The 25,667-nt window shown below is 52.5% G+C and carries 26 protein-coding genes; 10 read left to right on the top strand and 16 right to left on the bottom strand.

Translation table 11 applies throughout. The annotated features are described in order from the left end of the window. The first annotated feature begins 36 nt into the window (after positions 1–36). Entirely contained in the window at positions 37–939 is a 903-nt protein-coding gene (locus AWM70_RS21100) for an SDR family oxidoreductase (protein ID WP_068699767.1), read from the top strand. Between the two features lie 198 nt (positions 940–1,137). Here AWM70_RS21100 and AWM70_RS21095 read toward each other — a convergent pair whose 3' ends face one another. From AWM70_RS21095 to AWM70_RS21070, 6 genes are all read right to left on the bottom strand, one after another. Next, on the bottom strand, positions 1,138–2,838 hold the full coding sequence (locus AWM70_RS21095; protein ID WP_068699765.1) for a proline--tRNA ligase: 1,701 nt from the start codon (positions 2,836–2,838) through the stop codon (positions 1,138–1,140). Between the two features lie 480 nt (positions 2,839–3,318). Continuing rightward, positions 3,319–4,971 carry a bifunctional ADP-dependent NAD(P)H-hydrate dehydratase/NAD(P)H-hydrate epimerase gene (locus AWM70_RS21090; RefSeq protein ID WP_068699763.1) on the bottom strand — a complete coding sequence of 551 codons (1,653 nt, stop codon included), beginning with the start codon at positions 4,969–4,971 and terminating at the stop codon, positions 3,319–3,321. Positions 4,972–5,036: 65 nt separating this feature from the next. Continuing rightward, positions 5,037–5,675, bottom strand: a complete 639-nt coding sequence (locus AWM70_RS21085) for an NAD(P)-dependent oxidoreductase (RefSeq protein ID WP_068699760.1) — start codon at positions 5,673–5,675, stop codon at positions 5,037–5,039. 251 nt (positions 5,676–5,926) lie between these two features. Further along, the gene (locus AWM70_RS21080; protein ID WP_083180472.1) at positions 5,927–6,325 is read right to left on the bottom strand and encodes a DUF1634 domain-containing protein; all 399 of its coding nucleotides are present in this window, start codon (positions 6,323–6,325) and stop codon (positions 5,927–5,929) included. Between the two features lie 3 nt (positions 6,326–6,328). Next, a complete protein-coding gene (locus AWM70_RS21075; RefSeq protein WP_068699758.1) occupies positions 6,329–7,162 on the bottom strand; it encodes a sulfite exporter TauE/SafE family protein in 834 nt (277 codons plus the stop codon). A gap of 172 nt (positions 7,163–7,334) precedes the next feature. Beyond that, complete coding sequence (locus AWM70_RS21070; RefSeq protein ID WP_068699756.1) at positions 7,335–8,045, bottom strand: DUF421 domain-containing protein; 711 nt, start codon at positions 8,043–8,045, stop codon at positions 7,335–7,337. A 131-nt stretch (positions 8,046–8,176) separates the two neighbouring features. On the opposite strand from AWM70_RS21070, the gene AWM70_RS21065 reads away from it, so the two are divergent. After that, the gene (locus AWM70_RS21065) at positions 8,177–9,118 is read left to right on the top strand and encodes a hypothetical protein (protein WP_068699755.1); all 942 of its coding nucleotides are present in this window, start codon (positions 8,177–8,179) and stop codon (positions 9,116–9,118) included. Between the two features lie 206 nt (positions 9,119–9,324). Here the strand turns inward: AWM70_RS21065 and AWM70_RS21060 are convergent, their stop codons facing one another. The 3 genes from AWM70_RS21060 to AWM70_RS23985 all read right to left on the bottom strand — a co-directional run bounded on the left by AWM70_RS21060 (position 9,325) and on the right by AWM70_RS23985 (position 12,739). Then, positions 9,325–10,848 (bottom strand): response regulator, encoded by a 1,524-nt coding sequence (locus AWM70_RS21060; RefSeq protein WP_068699752.1) that lies wholly within the window; start codon positions 10,846–10,848, stop codon positions 9,325–9,327. A gap of 76 nt (positions 10,849–10,924) precedes the next feature. Continuing rightward, the gene (locus tag AWM70_RS21055; protein ID WP_237167774.1) at positions 10,925–12,304 is read right to left on the bottom strand and encodes a cache domain-containing sensor histidine kinase; all 1,380 of its coding nucleotides are present in this window, start codon (positions 12,302–12,304) and stop codon (positions 10,925–10,927) included. Between the two features lie 3 nt (positions 12,305–12,307). After that, positions 12,308–12,739: a hypothetical protein gene (locus AWM70_RS23985; RefSeq protein ID WP_237167773.1), complete on the bottom strand. Its 432-nt coding sequence runs from the start codon at positions 12,737–12,739 to the stop codon at positions 12,308–12,310. Between the two features lie 225 nt (positions 12,740–12,964). On the opposite strand from AWM70_RS23985, the gene AWM70_RS21050 reads away from it, so the two are divergent. From AWM70_RS21050 to AWM70_RS21040, 3 genes are all read left to right on the top strand, one after another. After that, positions 12,965–14,266 carry an ABC transporter substrate-binding protein gene (locus AWM70_RS21050; protein ID WP_068699751.1) on the top strand — a complete coding sequence of 434 codons (1,302 nt, stop codon included), beginning with the start codon at positions 12,965–12,967 and terminating at the stop codon, positions 14,264–14,266. Positions 14,267–14,365: 99 nt separating this feature from the next. Beyond that, entirely contained in the window at positions 14,366–15,238 is an 873-nt protein-coding gene (locus AWM70_RS21045; protein WP_068699749.1) for a carbohydrate ABC transporter permease, read from the top strand. After that, the gene (locus tag AWM70_RS21040) at positions 15,238–16,068 is read left to right on the top strand and encodes a carbohydrate ABC transporter permease (RefSeq protein WP_068699747.1); all 831 of its coding nucleotides are present in this window, start codon (positions 15,238–15,240) and stop codon (positions 16,066–16,068) included. The genes AWM70_RS21045 and AWM70_RS21040 overlap by 1 nt, the downstream gene beginning before the upstream one ends. 258 nt (positions 16,069–16,326) lie before the next feature. Here the strand turns inward: AWM70_RS21040 and cysW are convergent, their stop codons facing one another. From cysW to AWM70_RS21020, 4 genes are all read right to left on the bottom strand, one after another. Continuing rightward, on the bottom strand, positions 16,327–17,193 hold the full coding sequence (cysW, locus tag AWM70_RS21035) for a sulfate ABC transporter permease subunit CysW (RefSeq protein ID WP_083180470.1): 867 nt from the start codon (positions 17,191–17,193) through the stop codon (positions 16,327–16,329). A 49-nt stretch (positions 17,194–17,242) separates the two neighbouring features. Beyond that, entirely contained in the window at positions 17,243–18,076 is an 834-nt protein-coding gene (gene cysT, locus AWM70_RS21030; protein WP_068699745.1) for a sulfate ABC transporter permease subunit CysT, read from the bottom strand. Positions 18,077–18,144: 68 nt separating this feature from the next. Next, positions 18,145–19,188 carry a sulfate ABC transporter substrate-binding protein gene (locus AWM70_RS21025; protein ID WP_068699743.1) on the bottom strand — a complete coding sequence of 348 codons (1,044 nt, stop codon included), beginning with the start codon at positions 19,186–19,188 and terminating at the stop codon, positions 18,145–18,147. A 308-nt stretch (positions 19,189–19,496) separates the two neighbouring features. Then, a complete protein-coding gene (locus tag AWM70_RS21020) occupies positions 19,497–19,844 on the bottom strand; it encodes a hypothetical protein (RefSeq protein WP_068699741.1) in 348 nt (115 codons plus the stop codon). A gap of 153 nt (positions 19,845–19,997) precedes the next feature. On the opposite strand from AWM70_RS21020, the gene AWM70_RS23345 reads away from it, so the two are divergent. Further along, positions 19,998–20,426 carry a hypothetical protein gene (locus tag AWM70_RS23345; RefSeq protein WP_151208786.1) on the top strand — a complete coding sequence of 143 codons (429 nt, stop codon included), beginning with the start codon at positions 19,998–20,000 and terminating at the stop codon, positions 20,424–20,426. Between the two features lie 281 nt (positions 20,427–20,707). On the opposite strand, the gene AWM70_RS21015 is transcribed toward AWM70_RS23345, so the two are convergent. Continuing rightward, positions 20,708–21,790 (bottom strand): lactonase family protein, encoded by a 1,083-nt coding sequence (locus AWM70_RS21015; RefSeq protein ID WP_068699739.1) that lies wholly within the window; start codon positions 21,788–21,790, stop codon positions 20,708–20,710. Between the two features lie 171 nt (positions 21,791–21,961). Between AWM70_RS21015 and AWM70_RS21010 the strand changes: the two genes are divergently transcribed. Then, the gene (locus AWM70_RS21010) at positions 21,962–22,465 is read left to right on the top strand and encodes a CcdC family protein (protein ID WP_068699736.1); all 504 of its coding nucleotides are present in this window, start codon (positions 21,962–21,964) and stop codon (positions 22,463–22,465) included. A gap of 103 nt (positions 22,466–22,568) precedes the next feature. Here AWM70_RS21010 and AWM70_RS21005 read toward each other — a convergent pair whose 3' ends face one another. Together AWM70_RS21005 and AWM70_RS21000 are read right to left on the bottom strand one after the other, a co-directional pair. Further along, positions 22,569–22,805 carry a cold-shock protein gene (locus AWM70_RS21005; protein ID WP_068699734.1) on the bottom strand — a complete coding sequence of 79 codons (237 nt, stop codon included), beginning with the start codon at positions 22,803–22,805 and terminating at the stop codon, positions 22,569–22,571. 78 nt (positions 22,806–22,883) lie between these two features. Further along, the gene (locus AWM70_RS21000; RefSeq protein WP_068699733.1) at positions 22,884–23,084 is read right to left on the bottom strand and encodes a cold-shock protein; all 201 of its coding nucleotides are present in this window, start codon (positions 23,082–23,084) and stop codon (positions 22,884–22,886) included. 556 nt (positions 23,085–23,640) lie between these two features. On the opposite strand from AWM70_RS21000, the gene AWM70_RS20990 reads away from it, so the two are divergent. From AWM70_RS20990 to AWM70_RS20980, 3 genes are all read left to right on the top strand, one after another. Next, positions 23,641–24,210 (top strand): CcdC protein domain-containing protein, encoded by a 570-nt coding sequence (locus tag AWM70_RS20990; RefSeq protein WP_068699726.1) that lies wholly within the window; start codon positions 23,641–23,643, stop codon positions 24,208–24,210. An 88-nt stretch (positions 24,211–24,298) separates the two neighbouring features. Continuing rightward, positions 24,299–24,892 (top strand): TetR/AcrR family transcriptional regulator, encoded by a 594-nt coding sequence (locus tag AWM70_RS20985; protein WP_068699724.1) that lies wholly within the window; start codon positions 24,299–24,301, stop codon positions 24,890–24,892. Between the two features lie 79 nt (positions 24,893–24,971). Then, positions 24,972–25,598: a VC0807 family protein gene (locus tag AWM70_RS20980; protein ID WP_068699722.1), complete on the top strand. Its 627-nt coding sequence runs from the start codon at positions 24,972–24,974 to the stop codon at positions 25,596–25,598. The last annotated feature ends 69 nt before the right edge of the window (positions 25,599–25,667 follow it).

The raw sequence follows: 25,667 nt of genomic DNA, 5'->3' as shown, positions 1-25,667 counted from the left end.
TAGTATAAACGCCCAGAAAGGAGTTCCCCCTCTCACATGAATCAGAAATACCCTCATTATGGAACCGAAATGGTCTGCCAGGAACAGATTCTAACCTTCCCTCCCCAGCATCAGGACCGCCAGCCCGGCATTGAAAGCAAAATGGTGCCCCTGCCGATCTGGGATAATCCGCACTACAAAGGCAGCGGCAAGCTGGAAGGCAAAATCGCTTTGGTCACAGGCGGAGACAGCGGCATCGGACGCGCTGCAGCCGTTGCTTTTGCCAAAGAAGGCGCGGATGTAGCTATCGCTTACCTGTATGAAAGATCCGACGCCATGGTCACGAAAAAGGCGATTGAGCAGCACGGCCAGCGCTGCCTGCTGCTTGAAACGGATCTTCGCGTCAAAGCCAACTGCGAGGAGGTCGTTCGCAGAACCCTGGCCGCCTTCGGCAAACTTGATGTCCTCGTCAACAATCATGGCGTTCAATTCCCCCAGGACAGCATCGCCGACATTTCCGAGGAACAGTTATACAAGACTTATCAAACCAATATCTTGTCCTATTTCTATTTAGTGCAGGCTGCGCTGCCTTCCTTAAAGCCCGGGGCTTCTATCATCAACACCACCTCTGTCACGGCCTATAAGGGAAACAAAGACCTGGTCGACTATTCTTCGACCAAAGGAGCCGTCGTCAGCTTCACCCGCTCTTTGGCCCTGCAGCTCGTAGACAAGGGCATTCGCGTCAACGCGGTAGCTCCCGGCCCGGTCTGGACGCCGCTTATCGTATCCAGCTATGATGCCGAGACGGTCAAAACCTTCGGTACAGAGTCTGCCATGAAACGGGCCGGACAGCCCTATGAGTTAGCTCCTGCTTACGTCTTCCTGGCCAGCGAGCTGTGCTCCTCCTTCGTCACCGGCGAGGTGCTGCACGTGAACGGCGGACAGATGGTAACGACTTAACGGAAGGGCCGCCGCCGCTTAACGAAAGAGAAGGCCGGCAAAACCGTCTCTTTCTCAGCTGAACCGGGTGTCTCCAATCCAAAGAAAGAGAAAGAAGACCCTGAGGCATTCTCCCTCAGGGTCTTCTTGTCCTTGATTTAATTAATCTCATTAAACATTGTCTGAGGTCCAGGAACAGGAGCTGACTTTAAGTCTGCGTTAAGGCTTAACGAAACGCAGAACCTCAGCCATCACCTGCTCGGCCGTATAAACCTCATTCCGGTCCTCGGCGCGGTTCTTGAACTCAACCAGACCTTCACCGGCCTGTTTGCCGACCGTTACACGGATTGGCATGCCCATCAGATCGGCATCTTTAAACTTCACGCCCGCACGTTCGTCACGGTCATCATACAGCACTTCGATGCCTGCGGCCTGGAGCTGCTCGTAAAGCTGTTCAGCCAGCTGGCGCTGCGCTTCATCCTTCGCCGCAATTTGAATAAGGTGAACATGGAACGGCGCAATGCTGACCGGCCAGACCATGCTGCCGCCGTCCGAACGCTGTTCGGTAATGGCGGACAGAATCCGGGAAATGCCGATACCGTAGCAGCCCATAATCATCGTCTGCGATTTGCCTTCCTGATCGAGGAAGGTAGCGCCCAGCGCCTGGCTGTATTTGGTGCCCAGCTTGAAGACGTGACCGACTTCGATGCCTCTGTGGAATTGAAGCGGCTTGCCGCAGCGAGGACAAACATCGCCTTCGGTCGCATTGCGGACATCAGCTACCTTCGTGATCTTCACATCACGTCCTGGAATGACATGTTTCAAATGGTAGTCCTTCTCGTTGGCACCCACGATCCAGCTGGCCACGTTCATGACTTCACGATCTGCGATCACCGTCACATCAAGGCCCACAGGGCTGGCAAAACCGGGAACAAAGCCGGCCGCCGCCACTTCTTCGCTTTCAGCCGGACGGATGTCTTCAAAGCCCAGCACCTCCTGCAGCTTCAGCTCATTAACTTCATGATCGCCGCGGATCAATACGGCTGCGATTTTGCCATCGGCTACATAGATCATCGTCTTCACCAGCTGATTCGCAGGTACGCCCAAAGCCTCAGACAGCTGGGCGATGGAAGCGGAGCCCGGTGTGTGGATTCTTTCAAAGGCAGGCGCTCCTTCATCCCTGCGCGGAACCTCCGTAAAGCCCGCTTCGGCTTTCTCCAGGTTCGCCGCATAATCGCAGGCTGTGCAGCTTACGATGGTATCTTCGCCGATGTCGGCTAGCGCCATGAACTCGTGGTTCTCGCCTTCGCCGCCGATGGAACCGGCATTTGCTTCCACCGCGCGGAAATCCAGGCCAACACGGGTAAAGATCCGGCTGTAGGCGTTATACATCTCTTTATAAACCTTGTCCAGTCCTTCCCAGTTCACGTCGAAGGAATAAGCATCCTTCATCATAAACTCCCGGCCGCGCAGCAGGCCGAAACGCGGACGGCGTTCGTCGCGGTATTTCGTCTGAATCTGGTACAGATTCATAGGCAGCTTGCGGTAGGAGGTAACCTCATTGCGAACCAGGGTCGTAATGACTTCCTCATGGGTAGGTCCAAGGGCAAATTCACGGTCGTTGCGGTCCTTCAGGCGGATCAGCTCAGGGCCGTATACATGGTAGCGGCCAGACTCCTGCCAGAGCTCGGCAGGCTGCATCGCAGGCATCAGCAGCTCCTGGGCGCCTGTGCGGTCCATTTCCTCGCGTACGATATTGGATACCTTTCTCAGCACTCTCCAGCCGAGCGGCAAATACGTATAAACCCCCGCCGCCAGCTGGCGGATGTAACCGCCGCGAAGCAGCAGCTTATGGCTGTTCGCCTCCGCGTCCCCTGGCGCTTCCCTTAGCGTAGGGACCAATAATTTGTCTTGTCTCATCTCTGAATTCCTCCTTCTGAAAATAAAAAAGAACGCATCTCCCTAGGGACGAATGCGTTCGTGGTACCACCCTAATTCAAATGCCCGGCCCTTAATCGGCCACCGGTTAACAGCAAAGGCATTTTCTCAAAATCCGATAACGGGGATGAACCGGCGCACAGGCCGCACAAGCAGCAGGCGCAGCTCGCAAGTAGGGAGAATTAATCGTGTCGTAAAGCCTCTCAGCAATAACTGGCTTATTCTCTGAACGACCCGGGTTTAACACTCATGGCTTGGTCACAGCTGATTCGATGTTCATAAATAGGAAACACAAACAACCTCAATATAGCCTAATTTACCGCTAACCGCCGTTTCCGTCAATGGGGAAGTTGCAGATAGCCGACGGCAGATCCAATTCTATCCCCAACATGGCCAGAATGCAGTGATTTTATTCCTGTGGCACTCGGTCAGTCACAACGCGCCACAGCACATCGCGGCGGGTCACAGCGCGTCGATCAGGTCGCCGGCCAGCAGCGAAGCTGCGCTGCCGCGCGCGGCAGCCGCCTTGTCCCCGGCGGCGCCGTGCAGGTAGACGCCGAGGCAGGCCGCCGCGACGTCATCGTGTCCTTGGGCGAGCAGGCTGGCGATGAGGCCGGTGAGCACGTCGCCCGTGCCGCCGGTCGCCATGCCGGGATTGCCGGTCGCGTTGACGAAGACGCGGCCGTCCGCCGCCGCGACGACGGTGCGGGCGCCTTTGAGCACGAGGGTGACCCCGTGCTCGGCCGCGAAGCGGCGGGCCAGGCCGAGGCGGTCCCGCTGGACCTCGGCCGTGGGCATGCCGGCGAGGCGGGCCATTTCGCCGGGATGCGGCGTCAGGATCGTCGGCGCATCCCGGCGCGGCCAGGCATGGAGGCCGTCCGCCGCCGCCAGGATGTTCAGCGCGTCCGCGTCGAGGACAAGCGGCTTGTCCGCGCCTTCCCATAAGGCGCGGAGCCAGTCCGTGTCGCCGGCGAACCGGCCCAGACCAGGTCCGGCGGCAAGCACGTCACGCGTCTGCAGCAGCCGCAGCACATCGGCGGCTGCAGGCGCGCTCCAATGCCGGTCGCCGCCCTGGCCGACCGGGGCCAGCATCAGCTCGGGCACGGCCCCGAGCACATACGGCAGCGTGCCTTCAGGCAGCGCCCAGGTCGCGAGGCCGCAGCCGCCGCGCAAAGCGGCCCGCCCGGCGAGCAGACACGCGCCGGTCATGGCCATGCTTCCTCCGGCCAGCAGCACATGGCCGTAGCTGCCCTTGTGCGCATCCGGCTGCCTATGCCTTGCTCCCGCCGGATCGGCACCCAGCCTGCTGCGCAGCACGCTTTCCGTCAGCAGGAAAGCGTCCCCGCCCGCCTGCTCGGCCAGCTCGTCCGGGATGCCGATATCCCGGACAACCACCTCGCCGGCGTACCCGGCGGCCGGATACTGCGTTAATCCGGCCTTCAAATACCCCAGCGCGACCGTCACGTCCGCCCGGATGCACGCGCCGGGAACCTCGCCGGAATCGCTGTCGATTCCGCTCGGGATATCCGCCGCCACCACGGGCAGGCCGCTTCCGGCCGCTTCCCCGATCAGCGCCGCATACCGTCCGCGCGGCGCCCCGCTGCTCCCGGTACCGAGCAGCGCATCCACGATGCCGGTATAGGACGTGAAATCCGTCCGCCCCGGCTCATAAACTTCGAAAGGCAGGTTCAGCCTTTCGGCAATGCCGTGCTGCACCGCCGCCTCGCCCGAAAGCCGCTGCGGCTCGTCGGCGTACAGCAGGTCCGCTTCAATCCCGGCGGCCCTTAAATGCCGGGCGCAGACAATCCCGTCTCCGCCGTTATTACCTTTCCCGGCCAGGATCAGCCACCTTTCCGGCCTAACTGCGGCATCGCCGCCCCCCAGCCGTCTTTGGGCTCTGATCACGGGCGAACCGTATCCGCCGGCAGCGGTCCACCCCCCTGCCGGCTCATCGTTCCCTGCCGCTGCGGAGCTTCCCCGCTTCCGGCAGAAAGCGATCACTTCCTCCGCGATCGCCCGCCCGGCATTTTCCATTAGTACGAGCGCCGGAATGCCCAAACCTTCGATCGCGGCCTTGTCGAGCGCCCGCATTTGTTCCCTGCTTACAATCCGCATGGCGATTCCCCCAACCTTTATTCCTTTCATTCCCTTTGATGCTGGAACTCTCCAGCTGCAGCTGCCTAATAAGCGACCGTGAACCGCTCCCGGATAAACTGGGCATCCTCAATTTCATCCAGCAGGGCAACCGCATAATCCTCCGCCGAAATCCGGCTGTTGTCCAGCTCGTCCAGAATCACGCGGGTTGTGCCGATCCGGAACATGCCCGTCCGGTCTCCCGGCTCGATCGCTGCCGGCGGACTCAAATAGGTCCAATCGATATCCGAAGCCTGATAGATTTCCAACGCTTTCGCGTGGGCTCTGGCCAGCGGTTTAATCTCCTCCGGGAAAGCCGGCGTATCCATCAGCAGAACGCCCGGCGAGGCCTCAAGGCTTCCCGCTCCGCCGACCACCAACAGCCGGTGGACATGGGCTTTCTTCACCCCTTCGACCAGGGAACGCGCTACCTCCAGCAGCTCGTCCTCCGCCCCAAAACGCGGACCGTAAGCGCTGATCACCACCTCATGACCGGCAGCGGCTTCCGCTACCGACTGCGGCATCAGCAAGTCCCCTCTCTTCACATGCAGCCGTTCGTTCGGCGTGGCTTCAGCCAGCTTGGACGGGTCCCTGACGACCATCGTCACCTCATGCTCGCGGCGTAAAGCTTCTTTCAAGATCCGGCTCCCTATTGTGCCCGTAGCACCAAATATAGCGATTTTCATTCTTATCCCTCTTCCTCGGCCCGGCTTATGCGCCTGCAGCCGCTTGTACTATTCCACTACCCTAATTTACCCATAATTATGAACACACTCTAGTCTCAAACACAAGTTTCTGTCGGGGGCGGAACTTCCTTTCATGAAAAAGAAAAAAGCAGATAGTCCAAGACTCCTGCTTTCTTCGCTTATGGAGCAGCGCTCCGTATTTGGTGTCCGCCACTCATGAGCGTCTGGCTCTGCTTGTCTCGGCCTTCTTCTCAGCCGGCTTTGCCCAGCGCAAAGCTGATAATCAGAATTACCAGCACCAGCGCCGTTATGGCGACAAAGCGGTAGTCTTTTTCCTGAAGGAACACAAAGAGGGAGACGAACACGCGCAGCACCGGCGTCAGAATCAGCAGCAGCAGACCAGCCTCTATTACCGCTACAGGTTTCCAATCCGCAACGCCGTTAATAATGCCCATAAAGCTGGTCGGGTACGTATCCTTGGGATAACCGCCCTCTCCGGTAATCAGCAGCCAGAGCAGGCCAATAATGATAACTGCTGCAGCGACATAAATACCGATGCGCAGCATTTTGCTGACCGCAAGCTCAACAGCGGCGATCCGGCTGGTGTTCTGCGCAGCTGCGGCTTCTGTTTTTACTTTGGACCCATCCATCGCTTAACCCCTCCAGCCTGTATAAAGCATTTGCGCCGCCACATAAATCATGACCGGAATAAACAATTTGCGGATGGTTTTGCTCTTCATGCGCTGCATCAGGCGCGATCCCACCGTAGCACCGATCAGGACGCCCAAAGCAACCGGAGCCGAGATCACGGGATTAATATCGCCTCTGAACAAATAAATAACCGCACTGGCCGCAGCCGTTACGCCCATCATGAAGTTGCTGGTTGCTGTGGACACCTTGAGCGGCATTTTCATGAACACATCAAGCGCCATGACCTTAAAGCTCCCACTGCCAATGCCCAGCAGACCGGAGATAACTCCCGCCCCGTACATCACGCCAAAGCCTTGCGGCACGCGATCTACGTTATAAGCCACCGTCTGGCCCATGGCCTTGTCATAATATTCTCCCTGCAGCTGGAGTTTAACTGCCAGCGGATGCTGACGCACGTTCTGCGGCACTTCCTGGTTTGTCTTCTTGATCATCGCATAAGCCGAATAGAGCAGCAGCAGGGCAAAAATGACGTACAAAAATTTCGGAGCGATAAGCGCCCCCAAAAAAGCACCGGTTATAGCCCCGACCGTCGTGGCCACCTCCAGAAACATGCCTACCCGCAAATTCGTAATTTTGTCGCGAATGTAAGCAACCGCCGAACCGCTGGACGTGGCGATGACGGAAATAATGCTGGCCCCGATGGCATGATTGATGTCTACACCGAACAGCAGCGTCAGCGCAGGCGTCACGATAATGCCGCCCCCGAGGCCCAGAATGGATCCGACCACCCCCGCAAGGATGGCAATCAGGAAAATTTCAATTACATCAGCAGTCAACCTAAGTCCTCCTCCGCCTCCAAATCCGTACAAAACGTTCTCTTTATTTCCAATAAGGATTATAACACGAAAGGAAATGATAAGTTTATATTTCGCTAAAAATATTTTTACCATCAATTTACTTCATTTCGAAACCAAATTTTCAAATTTTGTTTCGACCAAGCTCCCCGTGTTAAAGTTCGCCCTCCGGCTGCTTCAGCGAGCCTTCTTTATATTCCAGCACATAAAGCCCTCCGCTCCGCTGCCATTCGGCATAAGCGATTTCGTCCAGTTCCTTGTACCCCTGCTGCTCCAGCTGCTTCACAAGCCACTCCCTGGTGCGTCCGATCAGTTCCAGATTCTCCTCAACGATTTCTCCATCCTCAATTAAATTGTAAGAAAGCTCTCCAGGTTTGTCAGGCAGGTTCAAATCGCTGCGCGTTACGGTTTCTGAACCGGATTTCTTCATGACGCTCAAGGTACCGCCAGCTTCGAAGATGGCATAATCGACGTCTCCGATATAAAAAACATTCTGCTGCCGCAGCAGCATCCGCAGCTGGTCAAAGTCCACGCTATTGCGCCGCATTTCCTTCAAATCGACTTTTCCGTGCCGGATGAGAATGGATGGCCTGCCGTCCATGACCTGCCGCCATTTCCGGAAATGCTGGGTTACTTTTTCAAACAGGAAGGAAAGCAGTGCCCACAGCAGCAGCGAATACAGCAGCTTCATGATCCCGGTTTCTTCGTCGTAGATAGTATTGCCCACCAGCTCGCTCAGCATGATGGAGGATATGAAGTCAAAGGGGGTCAGCTGTGAAATCTCCTTTTTGCCTAGCCATCTCGTCATCACCCACAGCCCCACAAAACCAATGACTAGCTTTAATGTAATTTCGCCGATCGCCATAACAGCCGCCTCCATATCTGGACAAGACCAGGGATTGTCTTAAATATGTAACTTATATACCCGCTTGGCTTGAATTTGTATGCTTTGTTGTGCAATAGTGGAAATATTAGAGGTCAAGAGGAGTGAGCTTGGTGTTCCTTACGGATGGACTGTACTGGATTGACCATTACCCGCTGCGGGCCGCCGTGCTGCTTGCCGCCATCATTTTGTTCGCTTGGTTGTATGTGGCGGCCCAGCGGATTTGGCGGCGAAGCGACGAAACCCGGCTGGACAGGCTGCGTGAGAGCCTCGAACGGTACGCGGATGCTGAATATGAAATCAGACGAAAGCTGAACCAAGAGCATGCGGGTTCTTCGCATTCCCTGGACGTCATGCCGGAAGAGGATACGGAGCTGGCAGGCCGCCTGCTAGCTTGTCAGGCTGCGCCTTACGTTTCGCCCGGCCTGCGGGAGCAGATCGGCGTTTATATGAGAAGAAGAGACTCCTCCCGGCTGGAGCCGATCCTTCGCGTTATGACCCGTGAATCAGGACAGCTCACGGATGAATATGAAGCGCTGCTGCACAACGCCGAACAGCCCGGCTGGGGCAGCTCCCTGATCCGGCTGATCCGTCCGGCTCTGCCGTTTGTCCTGCTCTCCGCAGGTATTGCACTCGGCATCTGGCTTGCCCGGGATCTGTCTATGCTTGCCCCTGATACTACCGATGAATACGGCTGGACTGTCACTTGTCTGATAGCACGAACGGTTTCCGGTCTGTTCTCGCTGCTTATGCTCGGGCAGGTGCTGCTGGTGAACCGCAGACCCTCTCGCAACGGCGGACTGCGGATCTTGCTGGCGCTTATCATCGCTGCCCTGTTCGCCGTACACAGCGCCGGGCTGGCCGCCGCGCCTTATGCGCTTGCTCTGCAGATCCTGATCTTCCCGCTCGGCTTCTGGAATCAGGGCAGATCACGGAGATCCCGCCCGTTTGCCGGGCATTATGAGCTGGCAAGAACGGACGGCGGTACTTCTTCGTCTGCTCCCCTGATTTCTTCCGGCAGCGAGCTAAAAGAAGAGGACAACGGCTCTGTCTGAGCGATCCATTTATGGCCAAGGCAACAAAAGGCCCTTCGGGCTGCTTATGCAAACCGAAAGGGCCTTTTGGCTGTCTCTTGCTGTCTCTTGCTGTCTCTTGCCGTCTCTTGCCGTTTCTTGCTGTCCTTTGCTGTCCTTCTACCAATGCCTAACCTATCCTTCATGTCTCCGCCCCGTGTTGCAAGAAGACCTTGGCAGACGGATGCCTACAAATCCGCGGAGGTTCCTTTGTCCTTGTATTCCGTAGGGCTGCAGCCCGAATACTCCTTAAACACCTTTGAAAAATAATGCTGATCCTCAAATCCCAGCAATTCCGCCACATCCTTGATTTTCGCATTCTGGCCGGTCACCAGCAGGCGCCGGGCCTCAGCCATTTTGAGATCCATGTAATAATGCACGAATGTGCTGTTTGAATACCGCTTGACGATCCGGCTGATATAGGATGGACTTACGTAGAAATGACTGGCTGCATCCGATATGGTGAGCTGGGCATACAGATGACTCTTTAGGTAGGCGTCGAGCTGGGCGAACAGTTCTTCTCCGCTTTTGCGGTTTGGCTCCAGCAGCAGCTCGAATTTGCCGGCCTCCCAAACGAGAAGCTCGTCCTCAAAGGCTTCCAGGCTTTCGCTTGCCAGCATCCTGCGTACTTCTTCCCCCGGATCGGCCTCCGTCTCTTCCGGCCGCTCGCGTTCCAGCGCAACGCTGAAGGCATCCGCCAGGAATCGGACAAACCGTTCAAGCTCCGCCAGCCGGACCTGTCCGCCCTGCAAGTTCGGCAGCTGCTGACGGAGCAGCAGCAGAAATCTGTCCTTCTGCCGGTTCGCAAGCAGGTCGGCAAGCTGAGTATAGACCGTCAGCTTATCTGCTTCTCCTCCGGTCAGCAGATGCTCTTCCGCCTTTGAGCTGCAAGACGTTTCGGCGAACGTGCCCGATACGGTCAGCTGCTCCCGCATCAAACGATCCAGCTTGCCGTAGATCGTATTCAACAACAGAATCCCGGCAGGACTCGGTTCAGCCAGAACCACAGCCGGCAAACCGTCAGCCTCCAGAATGCCGGATACCTGTTCCGCCCAAAGCTCTGCGGAACCTTCCGCTTTCAGGTCAGCTTCGTCTCCCAGCAGCAGGAACTGCTCCGGCCGAGCCGCAGGCAGCAGCCAAAAGCTGCCGGAATCATAAGCCTTCTCCAAGGCCGTGCGGATACGCGCTTCAGTCCATGCAGCCGCAAGCGCAAACGGCCGGCGGCCAAGCAGCAGCATAAATTTGTCTCCGGCATACAAGTCAGCGCCAAATACCATAGAGGCGAGGAAACGGGGCTCCACAGCCCCCTCCCACAATCTGCGGTCGCTTTGCTGCCGCTCCTCAAGCTTCTCTACCAGACGCTGCAAAACCTCCGTCAGCTGCTGCTCCTCCACGGGCTTCAGCAGGTAATCAAAAGCCTGAAGGTTGACCGCTTTCCGGGCATACTCAAAGTCGCTGTAGCCGGTAATCAGCACAGCAAGCAGCCTTGGATTCGCCTGCTTGCTATGCTCGATCAGCTCCAGTCCGTCAAGCTTGGGCATGCGGATATCCGTCAGCAGGATATCGGCGGGCTGGGACTTGAGTTTTTCCAGTGCTTCAAGGCCGTTGGAAGCTGTAGCGGCAACCCGTACGGGGAGTTCCATAGCTTGAACCATCCGCTGAATGTGACGTAATATCGGTTTGCTGTCCTCTGCGATCATAATGCTGTACATCCAACAAAGTCCTCCTTCAACCCTATACCGCTTTCTAGCCTCACTCTTGCTTGGCAGCTCTTCCATTCAACCGCTTTCAATAAAAGTCTTTGGACAAGGACCCGATAATTTGAATGACCGCTCCTCCTCCATAGTCTGAGTGGTTATACAAATTAAAGAAAAGCCGGTTCTTATACATCAGCTTCAAGCGGTGTACCGTGTTGACAATCCCCATATTGCCAAGTCCGGCAATGTCCCCGGCCGTCCCTGAACCCAGGCTTTCCCGCTCTTCCCCGCTGCCGGTCCGATTCACCTTGTCCAAAATTTCACGGATTTTGTCCGGCTCAAATCCTCTTCCGTTATCCTTGATTTCTACGGCCCACAGCCCGTTATACAGCTTCACTTTAACCTCGATTCTCCACGGAGGATCGGCTGTTTTAAAGGCATGCTCGATGCAGTTCTCCACGAACGGCTGAATGACGAGCCGGGGCAGGCGAACCTGCTCGAAGGCCGCCTCTTCGTCCACATGCCATACCAGATCATCTTCAAAATTTGGCTGGACCAGCATCAGGTAATGTTTGGCGTGCTCCAGCTCCTGCGTGAGGCTTACATGCTGGTAAGGGGCAGACACGATATACCTCAGACTTTCGGACAAATGCTTGCACATTTCGGAAACCACCTCATTTCTCCCTTCCATTGCCGCAATACTGATCAAATAAAGCGTATTGTGGATAAAATGCGGAGCGATCTGGGCCTGGAGCGCGGAATTCCGCGCTTTGGCTTCTTCTTGTACAGCCAGCTTCTCCCGCTCCCTGGAAGCCTGCAGCCGGTCAAGCAGCTCACGAAAAGCCTCGTTCAGCTGCAGCAGCTCATTGTTGGAGGAACGCGTTTCTACCTTCATATTCAGATTGCTGTAATCAATTCGCAAAATTTGACTGCGCAGCTTCCGGATCGGAAGCAGCAGATTCCGTGCTGACAAATAAATATAAACCGACGAGAACAGCAGCAATGAAGTTATCAGCAGCATCGAGATATATAAAACCGAGTTTACCGGTCCTAAAATAACCTTTTTCGGTGTAAGGGTATAAGCGGTCCAGCCTGTAGTAGAAGATTGGTTGTAGGCTACATAGTGGGTACCGCCGCTGAGGTACACGCCCGCCGCTTGGTCCGGCTTCGTGAAATCCGGCGTTTTGAGCAGCTCCGCCGTCCCACGCCCTTCCTCTTCCACCGAGCTGTAAATGAGCTGGCCGTCCTGACTCAGAACATAAACCTCGCTTCCGGTGCTGCCGGCCGCTGCCCTGCTCAGGTATTCCTGCTTCAGCTGAATAGCCAGGTAACCAAATACATGACCGTTCTGATCCATGATCGCTCTTATAAAAAAGACAGGTCCCTCCGGCGTGCGGTACAGGGCATAAGCGCTTTCGATCCAGCTGGGATATTCCCAACTTTCCTTCAGGAACGGCCGCACGACATCCATGCTTCACGATGCTCCCAGATAGGAAGTATAAAGATTTCCGCGCCTATCATAAACGGCCATATCCTCGATATCCATGCTCGGTCCGATTGCTTGAAACATGATTTCCCTAAGCTTGCGGCTGCGGCTCAGCCACTCCGGCGACATCAGGCTATATTCATCCTGCGGCAGCAGCGTGAACACCTGTTGTGTCGCCAGAATCCGCTGGGATAGCTGGTTTTGGCTGTTGACATACAGATTCAGCTGATCGCTGATTTTGGCAGCCGATTGCTGCATTTCTGCTTCCGATTTCTCCTTCAAGGGCCGGACAACGACAAGATTGACATACACCGAGAAGCAGCCTAGCACTATGAGCAGAAGGAAAGTAAACGCTAACAAAAATTTGGTCTGGAGGCTGGCCTGACGGCCACCGGCCCCTGCTTTGATTTTACCAGCCATCAACGTTACCCCTCCCCGCCTCTTTAGATTCTCCTACTGTACAATATAAATCGGGGAACGGACAAGTAAGGATGTAGGTTCAGAATATTACACACAAAGAGTAAAGCAGGAACATGTACCTTCCTCCGCTTCCCCTCTATAATCAATCCATGTAAGCGGATTCAATTGTTATGAAAATCTGGATTCTCGTATCGTCATTTATCTTTATTCTCAGGGGGAGATTACATGTACAACAAAATGAAGAAGCTCGGTGCAGGGGTGCTCGCCGGCTTCATGACTTTAACGCTGGCAGCCTGCGGCTCCAATTCAGGAAGCTCAAACGCAGCCGCCGGGAGCGGAGATAAAGTGAAAATTGAGCTGGCCATTTCCAAAAGCTCACAGGACTCAGCATTTGTCCAGCAGGATCTGCTTGATGCCTTTGAGAAGGAAACCGGCATTAAAGTCAATCTGCAGCTTCTGCCGGCTGAACAAACGGCTACTGTTCTTCAAACCAAGCTGGCAGTGGATGAGACCCCGGATATTGTGCAATACAATCTTGCAAGTGCTACAACGGACCTCAATCTGGAAAGAAACTTCGAAATTCTCGACAATGAACCGTGGGTCAGCCGCATTTTAAATAAAGACGTGCTCTCCGCCTACGGCCATGTCTACAGCTTTCAATTAAGCCAAGACACCGGGATGCAGGGGGTTGTCTATAACAAGGACATTTTCAAAGAGCTGGGGCTCTCGATTCCAAACAGCTTTGAGGAGTTCCTCGCTGTCTGTGAAAAAATCAAAGCGGCAGGCATTACGCCGGTATTTATGCCTTATAAAGACAACTGGGCCGCTAACATCTGGCCGGCGGCTGCTTTTGCAGACTATGCGGACAAAAATGAACCTACATTGTTCGACGACATTAACGCCAATAAGAAAAAATGGTCCGACGTTCCGGAATTCCAGAACATTCTGCAGCAGCAGTATGAAATCTATCAAAAGGGCTATACCAACGCCGATATTCTCAGCGACAGCTATGATATGGCTGTAGGTAAATTCCTGGGCAAGGAAGTAGCCATGATGTTTATGGGCGATTGGCTGATCCAGGACGTTATTGCCAAAGATCCAAATATGCATATGGGACTGTTCCCGATCCCTTATGCTGCTAATGCCAAGCTCGGCGCCAGTCCGCTCGGCGGTCAGCTGTTCATTCCGAAGAAAGCCAAACATATGGCGGAAGCGAAAAAATTCCTTGATTACCTCGCCTCCAAAGACGTGGCTCAGAAGATCGTAGACGATCAGCGTTTCGTCTCCAACTTTAACGACGTTCAAACGCCGGAGCTGCCGGAATACAAACAGGAAATCGTGGATAACTACATCACGCCTAAGAAAACGGTATTGACTACGGATGCTTATATGCTTGTGGACCGCAGTGAGCTGTACCGTCTGCTCCAGGATGAATTCGCCGGCGGACTTGATCCGAAGGGTGTTCTCGCCGCTTGGGACGACAAATTCCAGCAGCTGATGAAGGATAAAGGCATCGACGGCTTCTGAGGCTCCTGAGAAGCTTGTCCGAACAAACTACAAAGTTGTGGCGGGGGCCGCTAAGGCCCCTGTTCCCTACTGCAAAAAGGATGGGGTGTGAGAACAGAGATGAAAATATCGAGAAGACTATACTCATATTACCTGGTTTGGCCCGCACTTTTGATTTATTCCATATTTTTCGTCATTCCCGCCATTGCCGGTCTTTATTACTCCTTTACAGACTGGCGTCTGGACCGGACGAGCATTCAGTTTATCGGCTGGGACAACTTTGAACGGATCTTCACCGACAAAACGCTGCTGTTAGCTGTAAAAAATACGCTGATCTTCGCCGTCGCCACGGTCATCGGCAAAAACATCGTCGGGATGGCCCTTGCCATTGGCTTAAATATGCGGCTCAAGACGCGCAATATTTTGCGGGCTATTTTTTATTCTCCATCGATCCTGAGTATTCTTGTTATCAGTATCGTGTTTACTCCCATGCTGCGGGCGGACGGTACGATCAACCGGATTTTAGACGCAGTCGGGCTTCACTTTCTGACGCAGAACTGGCTGACCGATCCTTCGGTGGTCATCTGGACTATTGCTTTGGTATCCATTTGGCAGCAGGCAGGCTTCCAAATGGCGATTTATCTCGCCGGCCTTCAATCCATTTCCAAAGATTATTATGAAGCCGCTACGATCGACGGCGCGGGCGCTTGGCGAAGCTTCCGCAGCATTACGCTTCCGCTTCTGACCCCCGCCATCAATATCAACCTGATGCTGACGCTGATCGGCGGGCTCAAGGTGTTCTCGGAGGTGTTTGTGCTGACCGGCGGAGGCCCGGGCAACGCCTCGCAGGTTGTCGGCACCATCATATTGCGTTCATTCGGCGAAGGCAGCTGGGGCCTCGGAACAGCGGTTAACACCCTTTTGTTCGCCGCGGTTACCGTCATTGCCATTCCGCTGCTGATCTTTATGCGCCGCAAGGAGGTATCGGAATAATGAGCTATTCAAGCAAACTCGCCTGGCGCCGCTATCTGGTGGAAGGGCTTCTGATTCTGGCTTCCCTCCTCATCATTCTGCCGCTGCTGATCATGATCTTCGGCAGCTTTATGAACAACTCGGAGGTACTGAAATTTTCGCTTCGTCTTCCGAAAGAATGGATTTTCTCCAACTATACAACTGTATTTAAGGAGGGCGGACTGGGCCGGGCCTTCCTGAACGGGATACTGATCACAGGCGTATCTTCCATTCTTAATATTTTCACTTCCTCTGCCGCCGCCTTCATTCTGGTCCGCCGAGAAACCAAAACGGCTAATTTCCTGTACATGTTTTTCTTTATGGGACTCATTGCTCCTATGTCCACAATTACAACGATCCGTGTCGTGCAGTGGCTGGGATTTTACGGCAGCATAACTAGCGTTATCTTTATCTATGCTTCTCTGAATACCGCGTTCAGTGTTTTTCTGTACAGCGGTTTTATCCGCTCCATTCCGAAAGCGCTCGACGAAGTAGCCTTCCTGGAAGGCGCAAATACGCTCAGCGTGTTCTTCAAAATCGTGACGCCGCTTATCCTGCCGGTTAACGCGACCGTAGCCATCATGGTCTTCATGTCTGTCTGGAACGACATTACCATCCCGCTCTATTTCCTGACCGACAGCTCGAACTGGACGATGCCGCTTTCGGTCTACAACTTCTATGGCAAATTCAGCCGGGACTGGAACCTTATCTTCGCCGATCTGGTGCTGACCTCCCTGCCGGTGTTCATTCTATACCTGTTCTGTCAGAAATACATCGTCAGCGGGTTGACCGCCGGAGCCGTTAAAGGCTGAGCGGCCTTAGCCAGACCAGACCATAGAGCAAACCCGCAAAACAAAGCTTTAAGACAAACAAAATCTTAGAAGCATCCTAGCAGAACCTAGTAGCAGATTTAGAATGCAAGCTAATAAGGAAGCAACGATAATAGCTGTAATTTTGAGAAGCCTAAACAAGAAGAGAGCCTAAGCGGATTTCCGTCTTAGGCTCTCTCTTTTGCCATTTGAAGCTTGCAGCCATCCCGCTTTAGAATGTCCCTTTGAAGGGATATCCTTCTACTGGGCATGCCTGCGTGTAAACCACGCCTTCAACACCAGAGTCACCAGCGCCAGCAGGAGCAGCAGTGAAGCCACGGCAAACGATGCTGAAAACTGATATTCATTGTATAAAATCTCGACATGCAGCGGAAGCGTATTGGTTTCGCCCCGGATGTGGCCGGACACTACCGAAACAGCGCCAAATTCGCCCATCGCCCTTGCGTTGCACAAAATGATGCCGTACAGCAGGCCCCATTTGATATTCGGCAAAGTGATATGCCAGAATACCTTCCAGCCCTTCGCCCCCAAGGTTACAGCGGCTTCCTCCTCCTGCTGCCCCTGGTCCTCCATCAGCGGAATCAGTTCCCTCGCGACGAAGGGGAAGGTAATGAACAGCGTGGCCAGCACGATTCCCGGAAGCGCAAAGACAATCTGGATATTATGGTCGTCCAGCCAGGGGCCGAACCAGCCTCTTTTTCCATAAATCAGCACATAAATCAGACCGCCGATGACCGGAGAAACCGAAAAAGGCAGATCTATAAGTGTGGTCAGCAGCCCTTTGCCTTTAAAACGAAATTTCGTAATGGCCCAGGCAGCCGTCACCCCGAACAGCGTATTTAAAGGAACTGTGATCAAAGCAACAAGCAGTGTCAGGCGAAGCGCTGACAGCGCATCCGGGTCGGTGATCGCCGCAACGTAGACGCCAAAGCCCTGCTTCAATGCCTCGTACAGGACAGACACAAGCGGAAGCACGATCAGCCATAACATCACTAAAGCAGCCAGGCCGATCAGACTCCACTTGACGGCTCCGGAAGAAACCGTATTCTTATTTCGTTCAGCCGAAACCCGCGGTTTGCCCTGCAATGCAGGTACCGTTCCTGCCATATTCTTCTCTCCCTCCCTGTTGATTTCACCTTCACATTACTCTGCGTTTTTATCCAGCATTTCTGCGCATCCAGCGCTGCAGCAGGTTGGTGCCCAGCAGCAGCAGGAAGGAAATCAGCAGCAGGATAATGGCTACCGCCGTAGCTCCGGCATAATCGAACCTCTCCAGCTTAGACATAATCAGCAGCGGGGCGATTTCCGTCTTCAGCGGCATATTGCCGGAGATGAACACCACCGAGCCGTATTCGCCGATCCCGCGGGCAAAAGCAAGCGCAAATCCGGTAACGAGCGGCGGGGCAAGCTGCGGCAGAATGACCGAGAAGAAAGTCCGAACCCGGCCCGAGCCCAGGGTCGCAGCGGCTTCCTCCACATCGGCTTCCAGCTCCTGCAGCACAGGCTGCAGCGTCCGGACCACAAAAGGAATGCCGATAAACATCAAGGCGATGATGATACCAAGCGGTGTAAACGCTACTTCAATCCCCAGTTGGGCCAGCCAGGAGCCCATCCAGCCTGTTTTGGCATAAATCGAGGTCAAAGCGACGCCGGCGACAGCCGTTGGCAGCGCGAACGGCAGATCGACCAGCGAGTCGAATATATTTTTGCCGGGAAAATCATACCGCACCAGCACCCAGGCCAGCAGCAGGCCCAGCACTGCATCCACTAACGCTGCCGCCCCCGCCGTCAGAAAGCTGACTTTGTAAGAGGCGATAACCCGCGGATCTGTGGCCACCTCCGCAAATTTCCCCCAGGTCAGGCCTGTTGAATTAAACAGCAGCGCCGAAATCGGGATCAGCACCACAAGGCTCAAATAAAAGATAGTAATTCCTAAGGTTAATCCGAATCCGGGTAAAATGCCCCGATTCGGGACAGCCGCGGCTTTCATTGTCCATCCCTCCCTGAGAAAATTGATGAGACTGTGTTCTCTCATCGATAAACTCTATTTATTCGGCCTCATTTGCCCGGCGTATAAATTTGATCAAAAATGCCGCCATCACTGAAGTGTTCCTTCTGGGCTTTGGCCCATCCGCCAAATTCTTCGTCAATCGTATACAGCTTGATATCCTTGAATTTGTCCTTGTATTTCTCCTTCACACTTTCCAGTGTAGGGCGGTAATAGTTCTCGGCTGCTATGGTCTGCCCTTCCTCCGAATAGAGGTATTGCAGGTAGGCCTCGGCTGCATCCCGTGTTCCCCTTTTATCTACATTGTCGTCCACAACGGCTACCGGCGGTTCCGCTAAAATACTCTCGGAAGGGTAGACAATGTCGAACTTATCCTGGCCCAGCTCCTTCATAGACAACATCGCTTCGTTCTCCCAGGCGATCAGCACATCCCCGATGCCGCGTTCCACAAACGTTGTTGTAGCTCCGCGTGCGCCGGTATCAAGCACCGGGACGTTGGCGAACAGCTTTCTCATAAATTCCTTCGTCTGCTCCTCATCCCCATTGTTATGATGCATGGCATATTCCCACGCGGCCAGATAATTCCATCTTGCACCGCCGGAGGTCTGAGGGTTGGGCGTAATAACCTCAACACCGTCTTTGATCAAATCGTCCCAGTCTTTAATCCCTTTTGGATTGCCTTTGCGAACGAGCAGGAGGATCGTTGAGGTATAAGGCGAACTGTTATGCTCGTATTTGCTCTGCCAGCCTTCGTTGATCAGGCCAGCCTCCTGAATCGCGTCAATATCATAACCCAGCGCCAGGGTGACCACATCCGCATTCAAACCGTCAATGACAGAACGGCTTTGCTTGCCGGAGCCGCCGTGAGACTGCTTGATGGTTACCTCCTGCCCTGTTTTTTCTTTCCAATAAGCGGCAAACGCTTTGTTGTAGCTTTCATAAAGCTCTCTCGTGGGGTCGTAAGAAACGTTAAGCAGTTCAATCTTTTTGCTGTCCGCACTGGCTTGGTCTTCATTAGAGCCGCAGGCTGTCAGAGCCACCGTCAGACTGAGGACTACGCTTGCGATTACCGCTTTCTTTAAATTTCTCTTCATAAGTTTCACCCCTCTAAAGCGTTAAATAATGGTTATAGAAAAAAGAGAATAAGTTCCCTGCTGCCCCTCCGGTCAAACCGGGTTAGCCCGTGTCTGCCGAGCACCGTTCCCTCATCCTGCCTAAAGCCTTATTCACTTAAAACCTACCTGTTTAGTTGTATATATGCCTATTATATAGAGTTTCCAACTCTTGTCAAACCTTTTTCTTAGAGAAAAATCACGATTTTTTTAAGAAACAGATCCATTATAAAAAGAAAAAAGCAGGATCGTTATTTTGATCGATCCTGCTTTCAACCCGCAATTCTGCCTTATTTATTTAAGGTATTGAAATCAATCCATTTATCTAAGTTGGGACGATAAAAAATCAAATTGCCATTAAGATCGACGTAGGGAATAAGATCATACGCATGGGTAGGTCCTCTTGCATTTCTTTTTTCCTCATCTTGTTTAATAACTTGCTTTAAATCATCGGTGGAAATTCGTAAATAATTAGCAGCTTCATCAAGATTTAATACCGAATTCTCAGAAATTGAATCCTTAGCATCCCCTGAAGTTAAATCATCCACCTTCTTATAGTTTCCGTATAAAAAGGTACATACGATTAGCGTCCCGCATAATAGGATAACGGATATCAGGTAAGTCCAACCTTTATTCAAATTTATACCTCCTCCTTTGTTTTTTTATATATTACTACCAAATATGTTTTTGAGAAATTTACTATTTATAGGATAAAAAAACATTGTAGGTATTATTATGAAAAAAGTTTTTTAAGTTATGCTTTTGCTATTACGCTTGGACTTTCCTCAGTTATGCCATCAGCATTTGCGGAGGATACTTCTCTTCCTAAAGTTTCACAAGAATCTTTCCCTGCTTCGCTTTCCACGATTGAGAATGTTTCCAGTTATAAGTCTTATGATACTGGGCTTAATCTTGATGCAAAGATTGAATTTATTGATCCAAAATTAGCTTCACAAAATAAGGTACCCCCTAGCGAAATCACCCCTCAAGCAGGGGAAAGACGTGTTTATGTAAAAAGCGAATACGCTATCGGAGCACTTAAAATTGCAGGATACAATGTGGGCCCAATTAATAATCAAACCTTCCTTTGCAGTGTCGCAAAAGGGCATACATCCCATACCACAATAACAACAACCGTAACCGGAACATTACAACTATCTGGTACTTATACCCAAAATGCATTAAATTTGGTTAAATCCACCAGAAGTCTCTTCCTATAATACACGGGATTATTATGCTGAAATTGATTAGGATCTTTATAATATTACGGTTACCCAATATGATTATTACGATTACTACCTAGGAGGAATATATGAAGGACGGCAAGCGGAAATAGGCGGCTATATTTATGTTAATAACATTGCACTTTTTTCATTTGTCATAGACATAAAAAAAGTAACTACCCCTCTTAATTAAATAGAGGGGTAGTTACTTTTTTACAAAATACTAATTGAGTTTACTCGCAAATTTAAGCCACCTGTCCCAACAATGGAATCCACCACTAGTCCACACTTTTCGAAATGTGCCATGCCGCTATGCAAACAGGTTTGCCCACCTTCAGCGAATGACCGGTCTCCTTCAGCTTGCCGTTCTCCGGATCAATAAGGAACGATACGATATTGTCGCTGTCCTGGTTGGCGCACAGCAGCAGGCGGTTGTCGACCAGTGCAAAGTTGCGTGGAACCTTGCCGCCGCAATCGAACCACTCGGGATCGCTGAGCTGGCCGTTTTCGCGGTTGACCACAAAGCGGACAAGCGTATCGGAAGCTCCGCGATTGGAGCCATATAAATAACCTCCGCAAGCGGAAAGATGAAGATCCGCTGCTGTACAGTTCGCAGGATCAATAGACGGCGGCAGCGTCGAAACCTGCTGAACAGGCACGAGCCCGCCCTCCTCGGCATTATAGTTATAAACGGTAAACGTGTTGCTGAGCTCGTCGATGCCGTAGGCGTATTTTTGCGATGAATCGATGATAAAATGTCTTGGCCCGCTGCCGGCCGGCAGCATAACCGCCCCGCGGTGCGCCAGCTTGCCCTGATCCAGGCCGTACACGACTACCTGATCTTTGCCCAAATCAGAAACGTAGACGAACTTACCCTTCTTGTCGGGAATCGCCGAGTGCGTATGGGCTTTCTCCTGCCGCTCTTTGTTCGGGCCGCTGCCGGTATGCTGAACCCTGGACTGGACTTCCTCCAAACGGCCTTCCCCGTCCAGCTTATAGCTGCTCACCTGGGCACCCGTATAATTGACCGTCACCAGATAGGCCTCCGGCGCAAAAGCCACATGACAAGGATGCTCCCCTCCCGTCTGCAGACGTTTGTGCTCCTTCAGGGAGCCATCCTCCAGAATATCGTAGCCCACCAGCTCGCCTTCATCCGTCTCCGTAACCGCATACAAACGGTGGCCTCCCGGATGCACCGCCAGGAAAGACGGATTCTCCACGCCGTCTGTACTGCCGAGGATCTTCATCTCCCCGGTTGCTTGATTCAGTGAAGCCAGGTGAATGCCCGGTTGATCCGCTTCCGAATAAGAACCTATGTAGAACAGCCAATTGCCTTGCTCCGACTTGCTTTGATCTACCATGAAGGATTACACTCCTTTTTCTTATGAATATATCATCTCTTCCGGGTCAAGAACAGCAGCCCCTCCACTATCCAAATGGGAAGTTGCTAACCGGATATGCTATAATGGTTGCGTTCTATTCCGAATAATGGATTGCCCTGAAACCAAACTTATATAGAGAGGAAGACCCTTATGGACGTCACCACTATTTTTGGTCCAAATACGCTCCGCATCCTTGTAACCCTGGTTACCGCAGTCTTTGCCCTGTCGGTGATTTTTGTACGTCTCAAAGCAAGCAGCCGTCCCGTCACCGTTCGAAAAATCATCATTCCGCCGCTTGGCATGGCCACCGGCGCTCTTATGTTCCTCTATCCGGCCACCCGGATTCCGTTCTGGTGGGGGCTGATCGCTTTTGCCGCAGGCTGGCTGGTCTTCTCTTACCCGCTGATCAAAACGACCAAATTCGAAATGCGCGGCAGCGAAGTTTATGTGCAGCGCTCCGCCGGTTTTGCCTTCATCCTGCTGGGACTGCTGGTGCTGCGCCTTATTCTGCATGAATTCATTCAAGAATACGTCTCCATCCCGCAGACGGCAGGCCTCTTCTTCCTGCTGGCGTTCGGCATGATTACCCGCTGGCGGCTGTACATGTTGAAAGAATACCATATCATTAACCCGCCCGCATCGCAGACAAACTGATTTTATGTATATACGCAGAACCTTGTACAACTGAACAAAGGCAAAAAAAAGCCGCAGAGCATCCATCAGGTGCCCGCGGTTTTTCATTTAAAGCCCTCTGTCATTAAGAATTCTGGATGTTGACCCCTTTTTTCAAATCCTTAATGTTACCGTTGTTATTGACCAGAAGGGGAAGCATCTTAGTTCCCTTTTCCATGGATGCCGAGCATAAAGGACAAACGGGAGTGTAGTCAAACGCAAAGTTATCCCTCATCCAGCCGTTGCAGCCATCGCTCGTACAGGACCAAATGGACGTAAGCTCCTGGGGTATTTCTTCTAACGTTTTTTTACGGTAGTTCATGTTTTCCCTCCTAGTTCAGAATAAAAAAAAGAAAACTGCCCTTAACTGGTCTGTTAAGGGCAGAGTCCTGCAGCATTCTTACAGTTTAACAACGTTGTCGGCTTGTGGACCGCGGTTGCCTTGAACGATATCGAATTGAACGCGTTGACCTTCGTCAAGCGTTTTAAAGCCTTCGCCTGTGATTGCGCTGAAGTGTACGAATACGTCGCTTCCGCCTTCAACTTCGATGAAACCAAAGCCTTTCTCAGCGTTAAACCATTTAACTGTTCCAGTTTCCATGGGTGAATTCCTCCTAAAGTAAATTAATATGTTCCTTTTCATTCCCCGCAGTGAACCCCAATCCCCCCGGAGGGAGCCAAAAAATTCATCTGACGATGCAAAAAAAAATTCACACATTGAAAAAAGTTCCATTCAAAGTGACACTCTTTTCAATACGTGAATATCCCTTTAAAACCGTTATCAATTACATTCATTATACCCCCTTTGCCAGAAAAAAGCAAACAACTCCGGCTATCCAAATTTTCTTCATCCTCTATAGATTATGCAGGAAAGGAAAAAATATGCCCGGGAAAGAACCGGGCGGAATATTTTTAGAGGGGGACAGCCGTTCTGCGGTTTCCAAATCCTAGGTTCGCAGGGTTTGCCCCGGATAATTACGATTTGGGCAAATCCCCTTTGATCCTCTTCTGCGATTGCCTGAAAAAAATATTTCGTTTCCTCGCACAACATTTGCTTGACAGACCGACGGTCGGTACCTATAATCAAATCTAACAAACCGACTTGCGGTATGCTTGAGATTAAACACTGAAAATACAGTTTAAGGAGAAGATTTAAAATGACACAACATCAATGGGATTTGATTGGTTATGGCGTTTGGATGATGATTATTTGGATGACGCTGCGTCAGTTTCTGCAAACGAGAAGGCCAGTGGCGGGAAAAGGTTATAAACTGCTCTTTGGCGATTGGATGCTGTTTGCTCCTGTCCCCTGGATTGCTTACTGTATGGCGTCCAGAGGAAGCTTCCTTCAGCTGCTGTGGGTGGTTGCCCTCGGTATGATCGTAGCGATACCCTATATGTTAACTAGCCGTTTCAGCCGTGACCGCCTGGGCGAAATTAAAATGAAACCCAACCTTCTGTTCTATTTGTTCCTGTTCGGCTTACCGTATGTGCGTTATGAACTTCGGAACTATGTGTTTCACAGCCATCCGCTGCTAACTCCGCAGCATCGGCCGGATATCGAGTTAATGCTCGCGGAATACATCGCAGTGCTTGTTATTTTCACGTTTGTATGGCGTTTATCCATGTTTATCAGCTACCGTCGTTTGCTTAAGCAGTCCGTAGGCAATCCCGAGCTTGGCGTGGCCAGCACCGGCGGGGGGAAATTAAACCTGCAGGCCAAATAAGCAGGTCGAGGCGTTTATTTGTTGCAAACCGACCGTTGGTATATAATAGGGTTGTCCAATACGTTCAAAATGCCGAGGAGGCTTCCTGATGAATGAACAACCTGCCGTTACCGGCAGCTTTAAACTCATCCTCGATACAGCGGAGACACTGATCGGGGAAAAAGGCTGCCGCAAAACAACTCTTCAAGATATTATCGACCGCTCCGGGCTGTCTAAAGGCGCCATTTACCATTATGTATCCGGCAAAGATGAGCTTTTTGGCCTTATTCTCCGTTCCCGTATGGAATCCATGAACGCCAGCTTCGAGAAGGCCGTCGAGGCAGCCGGAGAACGAGATGCCGCTACGCCCACACGGGCGCTTGCCGAAGGCCTAATGAACGGTGCAAGCAAAGACAGCGTGAGCAACAAAATCTTTACCTACCTGCTTGCCCAATCGGACCAACCGAAAGTAACGGCTATTTTGAATGAGCTCTATCGTCATTCTGTAGAGCTTGCCGAGCGGTGGATTGCCATCGGCCAGCAGGCTGGCGCGATCCCTGCCGAACTGGACGCCGGAAGATTGGCGGCATCCTTCATCGTTTTTTCCTATGGGCTTCGTGTTCAGAAGGTGGTTGCAAATGAGTCCGATCCCACCCTTAAAATGGAGGACATCTTTGGGCTACTGTTCAAATCCCTGCAATAGGGCCTATAATCAATGGGATAAATATTCCTGTTGATAGGTGATTCCTTTGTCTATTGCTAACGTACGAAGCTACTCCCAAATGGCAGTCCTAACTGCAACCTTATGCATCAATGCGGTCTGTCCGTTTCTGGTGTACTCCATCCTAATCAGGCACTACTCTTCTTTTGCCGCGCTGCTGGCGGCTTCTTTGATCCCTTTGCTGGACAACGTCTGGCATTTAGTCCGGCACCGGAGACTGGATGCCTTCGGCTTTCTGATGCTGGTCAGCCTGGTGCTGAGCGCCTTGGCAGCCCTGCTGGGCGGAAACGAACGGCTTATCCTGGTGCGGGAATCCCTGGTTACGGGAGTTATCGGATTGCTTTTTATCGGATCTCTTAGCCTGGACAAACCGCTTCTCTTCTGGCTGGCTGGAAGGTTCTTGGCCAAACCGGTGTCTGCCCGTCTCGCTGAGCATTGGGGCCATCCTCGGCTTAGAGCCATGTTTAGATGTATGACCGCCGTTTGGGGGATCTTACTGCTAGTAGAAGCTCTTCTGAGAGTTCTTCTCGTCTTCTGCCTCAAGCCCGCTGCCGTGCTGGCCTTGTCCGGCCCCTGCTTGTATATCTTCATTGGAGGGGCAGCGCTTTGGACTTACCTGTACCGGATGAGGAACCGGGCTGTCTTTGCCAGCTTTTTGCATACGCAAGACCGGTCAAGTGCAAGCTAAAGAAGACTAGGTACGCCGTTCCCGGGTACGCCGGACCGGGCCAGTGCCTTTCGTTTAATGGACTTATAA

This window comes from Paenibacillus yonginensis, assembly GCF_001685395.1.
GTDB classification, from domain to species: domain Bacteria; phylum Bacillota; class Bacilli; order Paenibacillales; family Paenibacillaceae; genus Fontibacillus; species Fontibacillus yonginensis.
Note: the sequence above shows the minus strand (reverse complement) of the source record. Positions and strands in the feature narration are given on the sequence as shown.